This is a genomic window from Larkinella insperata, assembly GCF_026248825.1.
Taxonomy (GTDB): domain Bacteria; phylum Bacteroidota; class Bacteroidia; order Cytophagales; family Spirosomataceae; genus Larkinella; species Larkinella insperata.
Genome location: NZ_CP110973.1, coordinates 5,254,910 through 5,270,178, shown reverse-complemented (window position 1 = coordinate 5,270,178; position 15,269 = coordinate 5,254,910). Strand labels below are relative to the sequence as shown.

Sequence of the window (15,269 nt, the reverse complement as noted above, 5' to 3'; positions counted from 1 at the left end):
TATGATGAAAAAAACGGTAATCCTGGGCCTGCTCCTGACCACCTTTTCGGGGGTTGCCAGCGCCCAGACCGACTCAAGCCAGTCGGAACAGCCCAAAAAGAAAACGGTATTTGGTCAGATTCTGGAAAAAGTTAGCGAGGTGACAACCAGCGGCTCACTGACCAACAGCGAAATTGCGAGCGGTCTGAAAGAAGCCCTTCGAATCGGGATCAGCAAAGGGTCCGACCAGGCATCGGCCAAAGACGGTTATTATAAAAATGCGCTCATCAAGATTCTGATGCCGCCCGAAGCGCAGAAAGTGGAGTCGGCTTTGCGCAAAATTGGTCTGGGCAAGCAGGTCGATCAGTTTATCCTGTCGCTAAACCGCTCGGCGGAAGATGCCGCCAAAGAAGCCAAGCCCATCTTCCTGAACGCCCTGACGTCGATGACCATTCAGGATGCCGTCGGCATTCTGCGCGGAGAGAAAAATGCCGCCACCCAGTACCTGAAACGGACCACGTCGGATCAGCTCATGGCCGCCTTTACACCGGTCATCGACAGCACTTTGAAGAAAAACAACGCAACCCGCTACTACGGCGACCTGGTTCGCACGTACAATAAGCTGCCGATTGCCACTAAAAAAATCGATCCCGACCTGACGAATTATGCGGCCACGAAAGCCACGGACGGCATCTTCACGCTGGTTGAGCAGGAGGAAATTCGCATTCGGGAAAACCCGGCCGCCCGCGTAAACGACCTGCTGAAAAAAGTGTTTGGTCAACAGTAACCGGAATTTGGGGGGGCTGTAGGATTGCAAACCCACAAATGTTTACCTTTGAAGTCGAAAAACTCCGCAAGAACCGGAACCGTTCGCTGACGGCTTCGGTTGGATGAGCGGAGTTTTTATTTATGGAGAAGAAAGCAATGAAAAAATCAGACATTAACTTTTCGGTTGAACTAGACGACCAGAATATTCCGGAAAAGATTTTCTGGAATGCCACCGATAACCCGAATGAAGGGCTGAGCGATGCCAAAGCCGTGGTGGTGTCCATCTGGGATCATTACAACCAGGGAACGCTGCGGCTCAACCTGTGGACCAAAGACATGCCCGTTACCGATATGAAGCGTTTTTGCGTGGAAGTACTCGGTAGCCTGGCCGACACCATTGTTACCGCGACGGGGGACCAGAAAATGGCCGACGAGATTGATAACGTTTGCCGGTCGCTCAGCAAAAAAATAGAGCAGGAATACCGCGAACAGGCGGAGCAGTCGTAGGGGCTCTACGGTTTAAGAGGGGTGTATGCTGAATAGTTGGTGGACGCTAGAATGGCACGTTCCACCGTTAACTAACTGGCATACACCCTTCATGTATCTACTTTAATTTGTCGATATGAAACTAATTCATTGCTTTTTGATTGTTGTTTGGCTGACGATTGGTGCGGCAGGAGCACAGGGAGTTCAGTTCCGCTCGGGGACTCTCAGCTCGGTATTTGATGCGGCCCGCAAGACCAAGAAACCCGTCTTTGTTGAGGTATACTCGGCGACCTGCCACGTTTGCCAGAGCTTTATTCCAACATTTGCCGACGCGCGGGTCGGGAAGTATTACAACAGCCGCTTCGTCAACACCAAAATTGATATCAGTACAAAGGAGGCCACTGCCTTTCTGGAGAAGAACCACCTTTTTGTGCCGTCGCTGCCGTTGTTTCTCTACTTTGACGGCCAGGGCAATATGATGCACATGGCGATGAGTAACAACACGGCGGACGAAGTCATCCGGCACGGGATGACGGCCCTGAACCCAACCATGCGGTCGTCGGCCATGCGGAAACGCTACGAAGCGGGGGAACGGTCCGATAATTTTCTGATTGACTACGCCATGCTGGCCCGGGTGACGCGCGATACGGTGACCAACATGCGGGTGATGAACGACTACGCATCCCGGCAAAACGCCAGCACCTACAACAGCCCCACCAACTGGCTCGTGCTGCAACGGCTGATTCTGGATGTCGACAACCCGATGTTTCAGCACCTGATCAGTCATCTGGATCCGTACGTGAAAGCCCACGGCGCCGAGCAGGTCAAGCAAGTGGCGGAAAACATTCTGATGTCTTCCCTGTACAGCAGCCGGGGCAATCAGTATCCGGCTGCCAAAATCATCACCATTCGCAACCAGCTTCAGCAGATCGGCATCGAAGGAAGGGTCGCCAGCAACCGCACGCTGCTGCCGGAAGTTAACGCGTATTTCCGCTCGGGGCAAACCGCCAAAGCCGCTTCCCGCATGGACGACCACATCGCCCAGAGCCAATTTTCGACCCCTGAATACCTGTATGTTATCCGGTTGTTCAATCGGAAAAGCCCGGACGCCAGCGATGCACCGACGGTAGCCCGTTGGGCCAACAAAGCCATTCCGCAGGCAAAAACACCCGCTGAGCAGGCCGATTTATATTACGAACTGGCCGAAGTGTACCGGCGGGGCGGGAAAATGGGGGAAGGCTTAAAAGCGGCCCAGAAGTCGATGGATCTGGCAAAAACCGCCAAGCTAGACACCCGGCGCAATACCGCCCAGTTGGCCCGCATGAAATAATCGAAGGCAATTAAGAGTAAATGACGTCGGAAAACGGGGGTTGCTTCAGCAGGTAGGCCGAGTTTTCGTCGCCCAGTTCAATGGCGCGAATCAGGTCTTTCTGAGCCTGGCTGTACTGTTCGAGCTTCATGCGCGAGAGCGCCCGCCAGCGCATGGCGTCGGGCTGCTGCCCCCGGAAGTACCACACGGCTTTGTCGAACTCCTTAAACGCTTCGCCGTACAGATTAAGCTGGAAAAGCGCGATTCCCTTATCCAGATACGCGTCGGCAATGGTATTGTCCAGGCTCAAGGCGCTGGTGAGATCAAACAGGGCTGAATACGCGTTCTGGTTGCGCAGATGGCACTTGGCGCGGTAGGCAAAGGCAATGGCGGATTTGGGGTGCGCTTTGACGGCTTCGTCGAAATAGCTGAAGGCATCGTCGTACTGATGAAGGTCGACGAGCCGAATGCCCTGGGCAAAACGAATTCGGTCTTTGTCTGCCTGGGTATCGTGATCAATGACAAAATACCGGATGGTCAGGTACAGGATAAAGCAAATTCCTATGAGCGCAACTTCCATAGTCTGAAGCCTTTCAAAAAGCTACTGTAAAATAACGGAAAAAACCGGTTTGTCCAACTGCTTGCCTATTTTCCGAGTTCCTGACGGGCGGCTTTCGGCAAACTTTTTACAATTAGTTCGTAGGAGTGATCAATCCAGTTTTTCAGGTCACTTTCCCGGATCGAACTGTTGATGAGAACGGTATTCCAGTGTTTTTTATTCATGTGGTAACCGGGCTGCACGGCATCGAACTGCTCCCGAAGCTCAACGGCATACTCGGGATCGCATTTCAGATTAACCGACAGCGGCTCGGTATCCAGCGAGGTCAAGGCAAAGATTTTTCCACCCACTTTAAAGACCAGCGTTTCGTCACCAAAAGGCATGGATTCCGTCGCGCTGGTTTTACTCAGGCAATACTCCCGCAGTGATTCAATGTTCATCGAAGAATGGCTCTGACAATCATGACAATAACGCAAATCAGGAACATGATGATAGAAATGCGGTTGATCCCGTGCATCATGCGGATGTTCGCGTTGGTGGGGCGGCTGGGATCGGGTTTTCGAAACACTTGGTAAAAATACCGGAACACGTCACCCAGTTTGAAATAATCTCCAATACGGGACATAAAGAGTTAAAAGTTATGAATTAAAAATTAACAGTTAAACCGGAAATCCTGAACTTAAAAAGCGGATGATTGGCTGCTAACTCTTAATTTTTAAGGTTTAATTAGTCAATGGCTTCGGGTTCGTTCCAGCGCCCGTCTTCTTTAATCAGCTCGATCAACTCATCAACGGCGTGGTCGGCATGAACCGATTTTTTAACGACCTGCTGCCCCCGGTATAACGAAATTTTATCTTTTCCGATTCCCACGTACCCATAATCGGCGTCGGCCATTTCGCCCGGGCCGTTGACGATACAGCCCATGATACCGATTTTGATGCCTTTCAGGTGATCGGTTCGTTTGCGAATCATGGCGGTGGTTTCCTGCAGATCAAAAAGAGTGCGACCGCAGGAAGGGCACGAAATGTATTCGGTTTTTGACATTCGGGTGCGGGCGGCCTGCAAAATACCGAACGCAATGGAATTGTACCGGCTGGCCGTCGCCAGCCGCTCCTCAACCGACAGGTCGGGCAGCAAGTCCGTGGCTAGCCAGACGCCATCGCCCAGGCCGTCAACGAGTAAACCGCCGAGGTCCGTGGCCGCGTACAATTGCAGCATGTCGCCCTGACGGTCTGGGAAGCTGCGCAGGGTGACGACCGGGCAAGTCAGGTCATGGTTGATCAGATGAACGTACAACCGGCGAAGTTCGGCCAGCGCGTGGGGGTTTTCCGTCCGGACCACCAGCACCACGTTTAGGTCGGCAGCCAGGGCAACCGCCAGTTCTTCGGACCAGTCACCCAATCGCGTTTCCACAAAATTGAGGGTCGGGTTGAGCGCTTCTGGTTTTTGCCGTAAGTTCAGATAAGCAGCCGTGCTCAGCAGGGGGAATTTGTGAACCGGATCGCCCGTAGTGAGCCAGGTTTCGTAATCCAGAATTTCCTTTAAACCGTTTGGCAACATAAATGACGCCGGGCGGGAGCCGGTATAGAGATAATCAGCACCCAGGTCGTTCATTCGCCACTTATCGGGAACGGGCAGGTAAAAATGACCGATCGACCGCAATTGCTCGTGCTCGGTCACCGGTATTTGTGCGTAATCAGCAATGACGCGTGGTACGTTGATGCCGCCAAAATTGGCCACTTCGTGCGATTTCCGACGGGTATACTGAAAGGGATCGATGGGATACTGGCTGATGGCCGGAATGGGTGCGTGCTCCGCCCGCTTGGTGTAGCGGTCGATCAGGGCCTGCGCCACGGGCGCTTCCAGTTCCGGGTCTTCGGTCAGCGAAACGCGGACGGTATCGCCCAGCCCGTCTTCCAGCAGCGTTCCGATGCCCACGGCGGATTTGATCCGGCCATCCTCGGCCTCACCGGCTTCGGTTACACCCAGGTGCAGGGGATACGGTTTGAGCCCTTCGGCATCCAGCCGGTGGACCAGCAGGCGGTAGGCTTCCACCATCACCTGCGGGTTGCTGGATTTCATCGACAGCACGATGCGGTAATACTTTTCGTCTTCACAGATGCGCAGAAACTCCAGGGCGGATTCCACCATGCCCAGGGGCGTATCACCGTAGCGGCTCAAAATCCGGTCGGAGAGCGAACCGTGGTTGGTCCCGATGCGCATGGCGGTGCCGTATTCCTTACAAATCCGAATCAGAGGCCGAAATTTATCCCGAATCCGCTCCAACTCGGCGGCATACGAAGCATCCGTGTAATCAATTACCTCGAAGCGTTTGCGGTCGGCGTAGTTGCCGGGGTTGATCCGGACTTTCTCGACAATCCGGGCGGCCAGTTCGGCGGCATTGGGCGTGAAGTGAATATCGGCCACGAGCGGGGTATCGTAGCCCCGGGCCCGCAGTTCCTTGCGGATATTTTCCAGATTCTGGGCTTCCTTAACGCTCGGCGCCGTAATCCTGATGTATTCACAACCCGCTTCGATCATGCGGATCGTCTGCTCAACCGAACCCCGCGTATCCATCGTATCGACGGTAGTCATCGACTGCACCCGGATGGGATAATCGGAGCCCAGCGGAACCGAACCAATGGGAACCGTGATGGTTTTGCGACGGGAATACTCAGTAAGCGAGTTGCAATAGGAAGCCGGGTTGTCGGCGGAAGGAATGATAGACGGTGTTGCGAAGTCAAGCATAGCTAAACAGCGTGTGCGGAAGAAATACAAAGGTACAAAACCCCCGCGTTATCCCCGCTAACGCTAACAATAGAACCCGCTTTTTGCCGAAAATGTTCAATTTCGGAAAGCGGGTTCTGGATGGATAAAACTGCTGATTAACAGCGGATTGTTTATTCTTCGACCTTGGTGCCTTCGTCGATTCGAATGATGTAGGCCTGGCCACCCTGGCGCTCGATGGCTTCGGCAACCGCTCCGGCATGGCCGGGAGCGTAGGCAAACATGCAGCCGCCCCCGCCCGAGCCGTTGATTTTACCGCCCAGGGCTCCGGCATTCAGGGCGGCTTCCAGCATCCGATCGATTTTGGGCGTTGAGATCCGTTGGGCGTCCCGCAGGTTGGCGTGGTGACGGTTCAGCAAATCGCCCAGGCGAATGTGATCCAGATCGGCCGCTTCGAGCACCTGCCGGGCTTCCCGCAGGATGTCCCGGTTGGAAATGGTGCCTTCGAGCAGCGTGTTTTCGCCCCCGGATAAATAGGGCCGGTAGTCGTCAATTTCCAGCACGTCGGCCGTTTGCAGCGAAAACTCCGGGTTAACGGCCGTAATTTTCTCGACAATGCCGGTGACGCCCGACCGAATCCGTCCCAGAATGTCCAGCGTATCTTTAGCTTCCAGCGAATCGCCCAGCACGAACGCACCCAGCTTCGGGCGCAGTTCCTCAATAACAATGTTCGGCTCCGATTCCAGGTAGATTACATCGCCGATGGCCGTGGAATAATGGTCCATCATGCCGCCCGGTTCGCCAAATTCGGCGGTTTCCGCTTCGTTGGCCAGTTGCCCGATTTCCTGCCGACTCAGCAGCCGGGGACGGTCGCTCAGGCGCATTAGAAAGTGCAGCCACGACGCCACCAGGGCCGACGAACTGGAGGTGCCGGAATTGATGGGAATGTTACCGCGTACCTCACATTCCACGCCTTTCGAAAACCGGTAGCCGTGCCGGACCAGTACATTGTAACTGCTCCGGAAATAATCGCGCGGTTTGGTGTAAATCAGGCTCGAACCCGTCAGATCAAATTCTTCCCGTTCGTTAATGTCCGGCAGATTGATGATGACCTTGCTATCAGGGCGGTGCGAGCCGGTAATGCGGATGCGCCGGTTGATGGCCGCGGCAATGACCGGCAGGCCCAGGTAATCCAGGTGTTCACCGAACAAACAGATTCGGCCGGGTGTAGAAACGCTTAGTGGACTCATCACCAGTTTGTTTTTTTGCTGCCAACGGTTGCGTAATACAGAATGTACCCGAGCAGGGGCAAAATGAGGGCGTAGGCCATTTTGGGGCTCACGGTATCGGTCAGGTAGCCGTGCAACAGGGGCAGCATCGCACCGCCGGAAATACCCATGATCAGCAACGCGGAACCCAGTTTGGTAAACCGACCAAGCCGGTCGAGCGACAGCGGCCAGAGCGCCCCCCAGATGGGAGCGATGGCAAAGCCCAGCAACGCAATGCACAGAACCGACGCAAACCCGTCGGTCAGCAGGGCGCCCACCGTCAGAATGATACCGAGAATCGTTCCCAGCATCAGGGCTTTTTGCTGGGAAAGAAAGCGCGGAATCAGGATAATACACAAAATATAACCCGCCAGCATGCCGTAGAGCGTGTAAGCCGTAAAATACTTGGCTTCGTCGTTCGAGAAGCCCAGCGCCACCCCGTAGTTGATGATCGTATCGCCCGAAATCACTTCCACGCCCACGTAGCAAAAGATGGCCAGAACGCCCAGCACCAGGTTGGCGTGTTCCCAGATGCTGTTCGTGGTTACTTTGGTCGTTGCCGTCGCATCGTCATCCTGTTCTTCAGAAACTTCCGGCAGCGTCGAAAACCGGATCAGCAGGGCCAGTACAATCAAAACACCCGTCAGAATCATATAAGGCGTCACCACTTTGTCGAGGGTTTCGGCAGCTGAAAGCGTATTGGCTCCGGTCAGCAGGATTCCGCCAAAAATAAATTGGCTGATGATTCCCGCCATTTTGTTGGCAACACCCATGAAGCTGATGCGCTGGGCGGCACTTTCACGGGGGCCCAGAATGGTCACGTAGGGGTTGGATGCGGTTTGCAAAACCGTCAAGCCGATACCAATTAGGAATAACCCCACCAGAAACAACGGGTAGGAAACCACTTTAGCCGCCGGAACAAAGATCATGGTGCCAACTGCCATGATGAGCAGGCCCATCGACATGCCATTTTTGAAACCGGTTTTGCGCAGCAGCCAGGACGAAGGGATAGCCATCAGGGTGTAGGAAATGAAAAATGCAAAAGCGACCAGGTTGGAACCTACCGTACTGAGCTGAAAGGCCTGCTTGAAAAACGCAATGAGGACCCCATTCACCCAGGTGACAAATCCGAAAATGAAAAATAACATGCCGACAATCAGCAGCGGTCCGAGGTAGTTTTTGGTAGAATTCTGGGTTGCAGAAGGTGTCATTGGAAAGAGGTTGTAAAAAAGTATTTAGTGTACAAGTACGTAAGAACGGCCGTACAAGATATTTTAAATTTTTTTATTAATGCGTATTTTATTTCGATTCCTGCAAAAAAAACCGTATTAATACTCGTCAGTCAGGGCGAATATCGGCTTGTTGGTTTTCCATTTCCCGCGGGTGAAGTCCGGAATCTCAACGGGTTTGCTGCCCTTGGCAATGGATTCTTCCGACAGCGGACTGATGGCACTCCAGACGGCGGCATCATACACGTCGATCGGGGGCGGCACCTTGCGTTTGACCGATTCAATAAACGCCCGAATTACAAAAAAGTCGATACCGCCGTGCCCGGCTTTCTCGGCCGCCGAAGCGTGGCGCTTCCAGATGGGATGGTCGTACTTTTTCTGGTACGAATCAAACGGCTCCCACTCGTGAGGTTTTGGGCTGGTGCCTTCCAGGTAAATCGTTTTGCCGTCGTCCATCCAAATGCCCTGCGTGCCCTGCGCCCGGAAGCCCAGCGAGTAGGGGCGGGGGGAGTTGGTGTCGTGCATGATGACGATGTTTTCGCCGTTGGCACACTGAATCACCGTCGTCACAATATCACCCAGTTTGAAATTGACTTTGGCGTTGGGGTGGTCTTTTCCGCCTTTATCGACAACGTATTTGTGCAGCCCGCGCGCTTTGGTGGCCGTGGAAGTAAGGTGCATGAAGCGGTTGCCCCGGTTGATGTTGAGCCAGTGGGCGACGGGCCCCAGACCGTGCGTCGGATACAAATCACCGTTGCGGTCGACCGAGTGCTGGGTACGCCAGCGGGCTTCCGAATAACCCTTAGCCCCAAATTCGGCACCGACACCCTGATTTACGGTGCCGTCGTTGAACTTGATGTTACGCAAATCGTGCTGGTAGCCGCAGTGAGCGTAGAGCATCTCGCCAAACATGCCCTGCCGAATCATGTTCAGCACGGCCATGACATCCCGGCGGTAGCAAACGTTTTCCAGGATCATACACGGCGAACCGCTTTTTTCGGACGCGTCAATCAGGTCCCAGGATTCCTTGAGCGTCACCGTGGCTGATACCTCGACGCCCGCGTATTTCCCGGCCTTCATGGTGGCAACGGCCATCGGAACGTGCCATTCCCAGGGCGTCGAAATCACCACCCCGTCGATGTCGTCGCGTTTAAGCATGTTTAAAAAATCTTCATCCGATTTACCGTAAACGGCCGCTTCCGGACGCCCGGCCTTGCGGATCATCGCTTGGGTGCGGTTGATGGCTTCGGGGTCAATGTCGCAGATCGCCGTGATCAGCACATCGTCCCGGTACAGCGCCTGTTCAACGTGGCTGCGCCCGCGCCCGCCCACTCCGATATAAGCCAGCCGGACTTTCTTGTCCTGTTGCGGGGCGCCGGTCAGGATGGCTGGAAACAGATGGGCAGAGGAAACCGTTGCGGCTGCGGAGCGCAGGAAATAACGTCGATTTGTTTTCAAGAGTAAGGAGTATCTGGGTTGGAATAAGTCTCACTTGTAAAAAAAACGGAAAATATCCGTAGAGCCAAGAAATGACCCGAATATTAGATGGCTGCTAAAAAAAGCAACTTACCGGTAAAGATACGGATTCGGGATAATTCGGGCTATTCGGACGGACGTATGAACCAAAACCGGAACCGGGCTGTTATAGACTCGAAAACTCACTGAAATTTCTCCAGAAAGCGGATCGTCCCACCGCTTGACGGCTTAAATGTGTTGCAGACAACCTTTCTGACGACATTTTGGTCGAGAAGTTTAACAATCGTAAATCCGGGAGACCGGTGCTGACAGAATGGATAAAAAACGGGTGGCGGTGTTCCGAAAAGAACACTTTAATGCGGCTCATCGTCTCCATAATCCGGAATGGTCGGAGGAGGAGAACCAACGGGTGTTTGGCAAATGCAACAATCCGAACTACCACGGCCACAACTACGAGCTTGTTGTTCAGGTAATCGGCGAAGTTAATCCGGTAACGGGCTACGTGATGGATATGAAGGTGCTGAGCGACCTGGTAAAGGAGCAGGTAACCGACCGGTTCGATCACAAAAACCTCAATCTGGACACCGAAGAATTTAAACACCTCAATCCTTCCGCCGAAAATATTGCCATAGTTATTTACGATTCGCTGCGCAGCCAGCTTGATTCATCCCTGGATTTGAAAATTAGACTCTATGAAACCGAACGGAACTTCGTTGAATACCCGGTCTAACGGCCATCATCTGAATTATGACTTATTGAATGAGTTGACGGTTGAGGAGATTGGTGATGACCACGTGGCGTCTTCCCTCGAAACTCCGTTGCGTGAAGATGCGTTTGACCTGACCGACGACGCCAAGATCGAACAGATTGAGGATCATTTCCGCCAGATCATGAACATTCTGGGCCTCGACCTGACCGACGACAGCCTGAAAGGAACGCCCCGGCGGGTGGCCAAGATGTACGTTAAAGAGATTTTTAGCGGCCTCAACCCGGATAATAAGCCGAAAGCGGCCCTGTTTGAGAATAAATACCAGTACAACGAAATGCTGGTTGAGAAAAACATTACCGTTCAGTCGCACTGTGAGCACCACTTTGTGCCCATCATTGGCCGGGCGCACGTGGCCTATATTTCGAGCGGAAAAGTGATTGGACTTTCGAAGCTGAACCGGATTGTGCAGTATTTTGCCAAACGTCCGCAGGTGCAGGAGCGACTAACGGTTCAGATCGCCAACGAACTGAAAGAAGTGTTGCAAACCGAAGATGTGGCCATAATTATCGACGCCCGGCACTTGTGCGTTTCCATGCGCGGGGTGCAGGACGTCAACAGCTCGACGGTGACCGCTCACTACGGCGGCAAGTTCAAAGAAGACGAAGCCACCCGGCAGGAGTTCCTGCGCCACGTCAGCGAACCCACCGCTGCGCTTTGAGTGGAGAGTTAAAAGTGAAGAGTTAAAAATTAAAAATAAAGTTGAACATGCGTCAGCCTACTTTTAATTTTTAACTCTTCACTTTTAATTCTAAATAAGGCTTCCTACGCGCTCCAGGAGCGCTTTTGTTTTTTTGATGCCTTCGAATTCGCTCAGGTTTGAGCCTTCGTATTCGATTCCGGCGATGCCCTTGAAACCGCTGTCTTTCACGATTTTCATCATACGCATGTAATCGATGTCGGTGCAATTGCCGTTGGCATCGAAGTCGTGCGTTTTGGCGCTGACCCCCTTGGCATAGGGCATCATTTCAGCCACGCCTTTGTAACGGTCGTATTCTTCCACGCACTGACCGCCCCATTCCGCCCCGTTGTTGCGTTTGATGCAGAAGTTGCCAAAATCCGGCAAAATACCGACGTTTTTCATGTTGACCTGCTTCATTACACCTGTTAGCCATTGGCCGTTGGAGGAGTAACTACCGTGGTTTTCAACGATGACGTTGATGTTCATGGTTTTAGCAAATTCGCCCAGTTTGCCGAGTCCTTCCACGGCGGCTTTGGCAACTTCTTCTTCCGTACCCCGCCCGAATGCGTTGACCCGGATGGTTTTGCAGCCCAGCGTTTTGGCGCATTCAACCCAGGGTTTGTGTTTTTCGACGGCTTCGTTCCGTTTGGCGGCATCGGTTTCACCCAGGTACCCCTCGCCATCAATCATGATCAGGTGGTTCCGGACGCCGTTGTCCTTGCAGCGCATCATCAATTCCTTGAGGTACGTGGCATCCTGCGCTTTGTCTTTGAAAAACTGGTTGACGTATTCAACGATTTCAATACCAAATTCCTTTTTGGCAAGACCCGGGAAGTCGAGGTTCGTAAATTTCTTTTCAAACAGGGCTTTGTGCAGTGACCATTCGGCCAGAGAAATTTCGTAGAACGGTTTTTTGGCGGCTGTCTCGGCCAGCACGGGCAGGGCAGCCGAAGCGGCCGTCAGAGCGCCGAGTTGTTTTAAAAAGTTGCGACGTGAAAACATAAAATACTATAGAGGTTAGTGGCTCCCAACGCGGGGATGAAGTTGGCCGGCAAGATAGCGAAAAAGCTTGGCTTGATGACTTCCCGGCAAATCACTATTTAAGGGTCAGAAAAAGGGCAATACGGCTCAGCTTGCTCGTACTTTTTCGGGGAAAGCGGTTGATGTTAACTGACAGGCAGTAAATTGGGAAGAATTCCGTGAACGCTCAGCTTCCAACACCTTACTCCCTTCTTCGATGATCCGACTCATACCGATCTGCAGCCTGCTTTGCCTGGGGCTGTTACTGACCCTTCAACCCGTCTGTTCGCAAACCAAACAGCTTGTCTACCGGGAAAGCATAGAGGATTTTCCGAACCCGGAGCGCGGCTTTTACATCCCTTTCGGCACCAGTACGGAAAATTTCAAGCCGCTGGACCAGGCCGTTCTTCTCAAGTACCGGAACGAACCCCAGCAGACGGGCAAAGCCAATTACTCGTTTTTCTGCTCGCTGGTGTACCGGGCCTACCGGCTCGAACGCTTTAAAACCGCCCCCATCACCCCCGAATTCCTGCAGAATATTCAGGCTGATTTCAATACCGCCCGCTCGGCCGGGGTTAAACTGATTTTGCGTTTTTCGTACACCGACAAAACCCATTCCGGCGATTGCCCCGACGAGGCTAAAATCTGCCCGCCCTACGGTGATGCCAGCAAGCCGGTGGTGTTGCAGCACATTGCCCAGCTTAAACCGCTGTGGCAGAAAAATTCGGACGTTATTGCGGTGCTGCAAATGGGGTTTATTGGCATCTGGGGCGAAAATTACTACACAGATTACTTCGGCGACGCTTCGATGAACCACCTCGGGATTGTGCCTGACAGCAGCTGGCAAGCCCGAAACACCGTGCTGAGCGCCCTGTTGGATGCGCTTCCCCGTGACCGCATGGTGCAGGTCCGGACGCCCCAGATCAAGCAGCGGTTTGTAAACGGACCCCAGGCGCCGGTCACGACACCGGCTATGACCGCCCGGGACGCCTTCCGCCAGTCGGACAAGGCGCGCATTGGGTTTCACAACGACTGCTTCCTGGCGAGCGCCGACGATTACGGTACTTTTTATGACTACGGGAATTCGTCGACCAAACGCGGACCGGCCAACGAGGTGCTACGCCGGTATTTTGAGCAGGAGAGCCGGTTTACCGCCGTTGGTGGAGAAACCTGCGATGACGCGTTTAGCCCCCAGAATGATTGTGCCCCGGCGGGTCGGGCGGAGCAGGAAATGGCCGCCATGCACTACAGTTACCTGAACGCCGGTTACAACAACAACGTCAACAACGACTGGCAGACCGGCGGATGTATGGCCAAGATCCGCCGGAAACTGGGGTATCGGTTCGTGCTGGAGCAGGCCATTCTGCCCTCGCAGGTACGGGCGGGTCAAACACTTACCTGCCAGATTAACCTCAAAAATGTGGGCTACGCTTCGCCGTACAACCCGCGGCCGGTGCAGCTTTTACTGCGGCACACGACGACCGGAGCGGTGACGGTTTTGGCCAGTCAGGCCGACGTGCGGCAGTGGTTTAGCGGCCCCGTTAACTGGCAAGAAGACTTCCGTGTTCCGCCGGGTTTGAAGGCGGGTCGTTACGAGGTTCTGGTCAATTTACCGGATGCCCACGCGTCATTGGCCCACCGACCCGAGTACAGCATCCGTCTGGCCAACGAAACAACCTGGGAGGCCGCTACCGGTTACAACCGTCTGAATCACGTAGTCGTGGTCAGGCCCTGAGCCAAGCCGGAAGTGGGGACTAAAACCGCCTGAAGACCCGCACGATTTGTTTGCTGAATTGTCTAAACAGGAAAAAGGGCCTCAGCAGCGAATGCGGGGCCCTTTTTAACCGGGATATGAATACAACCTGAATTAAGTATCTCGTTTGAGCACTAAATTCTCTCCGAAAATTACAAAAAAGAAAATATTCACCAAGCTTTTTAGAAGGAATTTTGTGATTTTTTTGAAATCAGATTGGTGAAAAACTAGGCAGCTTCGGTGACAAAATGTTTCTGATTGGTGGAGATGTTCGCAATTGTCCACACCACATCGCCGGAAAAAGTGTGCGCCCGCACCGGACAATCGGTAATCCGGCAGTAGTGGCAGCATTCGGGTAGACAAGGATCCGCGTGAACGAAGATCTCCACCTCGCTGGCAATTTCCTGCTTAAGAAGTTCCTCATATTCATGGACTTCCTGATGGACCTGCGCCAGCGTCCAGTAGTAAGGCAGCGTCAGGTGGCAATCGATGTGCAGATCGGACCCGTAGCGCTGGGCGCGCATGTTGTGCACATCAATCCAGTAGCGGCTTTTGTGCTGGTTTAGAATAGTCAGAATGCGCCGGAGCAACGGCAGGTCGGTTTCGTCCATCAAACCCGCCACCGAATGCCGAATCAGGCCGAGACCGTTCCAGATGATCACCGCCGACAGAATCAGCGACAGGACGCCGTCCAGCCAGGTCAGACCAGTTAATTGAATAAAGCCCAGGCCCGCCAGAACCATCAAACTGCTCAGGCTATCAATGAGCAGGTGTCGGCCGTCGGCAATGAGCGTGATCGAATTGGTGAAGCGCCCGTTCCGGATGAGCAGCCAGCCCACCAGCGCGTTGGCGACGGCGGTAAGCCCAATCAACGCGACACCCCACCCGACGGACGTAATGGGCTGGGGGTTGGAAAACGATTCTATGGCCTGAAAGATAATAAACCCACCCGCCGACAGAATCAGGGCACCTTCAAATCCAGACGAAAAAAACTCGATTTTACCGTGGCCGTAGGGGTGATTCCGATCCCGGGGCAGGCCCGACAGGTAAATGCTGTAAAGGGCGAATCCGCTGGCGATGACGTTGATGATGGACTCCAGCGCATCGGTCAGCACCGCCGTCGAGGAGGTCAGCCACCAGGCCGCAAACTTGAGCAGCATCAGGGCAACGCTCAGACCCAGCGAGATGGTCATCCATTTGTATTTCGTGCGCTGACGGGCTTGCATGAAGTCTTCATGGTGGGTAAT

General features: G+C 53.7%; 15 protein-coding genes. 6 read left to right on the top strand and 9 right to left on the bottom strand.

Annotated elements, in window-relative coordinates:
- Nucleotides 1-4: 4 nt before the first annotated feature.
- The 3 genes from OQ371_RS21235 (at nucleotide 5) to OQ371_RS21225 (ending at nucleotide 2,563) form a co-directional block, all read left to right on the top strand.
- Nucleotides 5-766 carry a DUF4197 domain-containing protein gene (locus OQ371_RS21235; RefSeq protein WP_374761457.1) on the top strand — a complete coding sequence of 254 codons (762 nt, stop codon included), beginning with the start codon at nucleotides 5-7 and terminating at the stop codon, nucleotides 764-766.
- A 137-nt stretch (nucleotides 767-903) separates the two neighbouring features.
- A complete protein-coding gene (gene gldC / locus OQ371_RS21230) occupies nucleotides 904-1,254 on the top strand; it encodes a gliding motility protein GldC (RefSeq protein WP_265990337.1) in 351 nt (116 codons plus the stop codon).
- Between the two features lie 115 nt (nucleotides 1,255-1,369).
- Nucleotides 1,370-2,563 (top strand): thioredoxin family protein, encoded by a 1,194-nt coding sequence (locus tag OQ371_RS21225; protein WP_265990336.1) that lies wholly within the window; start codon nucleotides 1,370-1,372, stop codon nucleotides 2,561-2,563.
- A 10-nt stretch (nucleotides 2,564-2,573) separates the two neighbouring features.
- Here OQ371_RS21225 and OQ371_RS21220 read toward each other — a convergent pair whose 3' ends face one another.
- The 7 genes from OQ371_RS21220 to OQ371_RS21190 form a co-directional block, all read right to left on the bottom strand.
- Nucleotides 2,574-3,122 carry a tetratricopeptide repeat protein gene (locus OQ371_RS21220; protein ID WP_265990335.1) on the bottom strand — a complete coding sequence of 183 codons (549 nt, stop codon included), beginning with the start codon at nucleotides 3,120-3,122 and terminating at the stop codon, nucleotides 2,574-2,576.
- Between the two features lie 65 nt (nucleotides 3,123-3,187).
- Complete coding sequence (locus tag OQ371_RS21215; protein WP_265990334.1) at nucleotides 3,188-3,541, bottom strand: MmcQ/YjbR family DNA-binding protein; 354 nt, start codon at nucleotides 3,539-3,541, stop codon at nucleotides 3,188-3,190.
- A complete protein-coding gene (locus OQ371_RS21210; protein ID WP_265990333.1) occupies nucleotides 3,538-3,726 on the bottom strand; it encodes a DUF6728 family protein in 189 nt (62 codons plus the stop codon). The genes OQ371_RS21215 and OQ371_RS21210 overlap by 4 nt, the downstream gene beginning before the upstream one ends.
- 101 nt (nucleotides 3,727-3,827) lie before the next feature.
- Complete coding sequence (ispG, locus tag OQ371_RS21205; RefSeq protein WP_265990332.1) at nucleotides 3,828-5,849, bottom strand: (E)-4-hydroxy-3-methylbut-2-enyl-diphosphate synthase; 2,022 nt, start codon at nucleotides 5,847-5,849, stop codon at nucleotides 3,828-3,830.
- 152 nt (nucleotides 5,850-6,001) lie between these two features.
- Nucleotides 6,002-7,078: a mevalonate kinase family protein gene (locus tag OQ371_RS21200; protein ID WP_265990331.1), complete on the bottom strand. Its 1,077-nt coding sequence runs from the start codon at nucleotides 7,076-7,078 to the stop codon at nucleotides 6,002-6,004.
- The gene (locus OQ371_RS21195) at nucleotides 7,078-8,307 is read right to left on the bottom strand and encodes a sugar MFS transporter (protein ID WP_265990330.1); all 1,230 of its coding nucleotides are present in this window, start codon (nucleotides 8,305-8,307) and stop codon (nucleotides 7,078-7,080) included. Before OQ371_RS21195 ends, OQ371_RS21200 begins: the two co-directional genes overlap by 1 nt.
- Before the next feature lie 117 nt (nucleotides 8,308-8,424).
- Nucleotides 8,425-9,723 carry a Gfo/Idh/MocA family protein gene (locus OQ371_RS21190; RefSeq protein ID WP_374761456.1) on the bottom strand — a complete coding sequence of 433 codons (1,299 nt, stop codon included), beginning with the start codon at nucleotides 9,721-9,723 and terminating at the stop codon, nucleotides 8,425-8,427.
- Nucleotides 9,724-10,114: 391 nt separating this feature from the next.
- Here OQ371_RS21190 and OQ371_RS21185 point away from each other — a divergent pair, with 391 nt between their 5' ends.
- Together OQ371_RS21185 and folE are read left to right on the top strand one after the other, a co-directional pair.
- Nucleotides 10,115-10,531, top strand: a complete 417-nt coding sequence (locus OQ371_RS21185) for a 6-pyruvoyl trahydropterin synthase family protein (RefSeq protein WP_265990328.1) — start codon at nucleotides 10,115-10,117, stop codon at nucleotides 10,529-10,531.
- A complete protein-coding gene (folE, locus tag OQ371_RS21180) occupies nucleotides 10,494-11,228 on the top strand; it encodes a GTP cyclohydrolase I FolE (RefSeq protein WP_265990327.1) in 735 nt (244 codons plus the stop codon). The genes OQ371_RS21185 and folE overlap by 38 nt, the downstream gene beginning before the upstream one ends.
- 90 nt (nucleotides 11,229-11,318) lie before the next feature.
- On the opposite strand, the gene OQ371_RS21175 is transcribed toward folE, so the two are convergent.
- Nucleotides 11,319-12,251, bottom strand: coding sequence for a TIM barrel protein (locus tag OQ371_RS21175; RefSeq protein ID WP_265990326.1), 933 nt, complete (start codon nucleotides 12,249-12,251; stop codon nucleotides 11,319-11,321).
- Nucleotides 12,252-12,486: 235 nt separating this feature from the next.
- On the opposite strand from OQ371_RS21175, the gene OQ371_RS21170 reads away from it, so the two are divergent.
- Nucleotides 12,487-14,004, top strand: coding sequence for a DUF4832 domain-containing protein (locus tag OQ371_RS21170; RefSeq protein WP_265990325.1), 1,518 nt, complete (start codon nucleotides 12,487-12,489; stop codon nucleotides 14,002-14,004).
- Between the two features lie 245 nt (nucleotides 14,005-14,249).
- Here OQ371_RS21170 and OQ371_RS21165 read toward each other — a convergent pair whose 3' ends face one another.
- The gene (locus tag OQ371_RS21165) at nucleotides 14,250-15,248 is read right to left on the bottom strand and encodes a cation diffusion facilitator family transporter (RefSeq protein WP_265990324.1); all 999 of its coding nucleotides are present in this window, start codon (nucleotides 15,246-15,248) and stop codon (nucleotides 14,250-14,252) included.
- Between the last annotated feature and the right edge of the window lie 21 nt (nucleotides 15,249-15,269).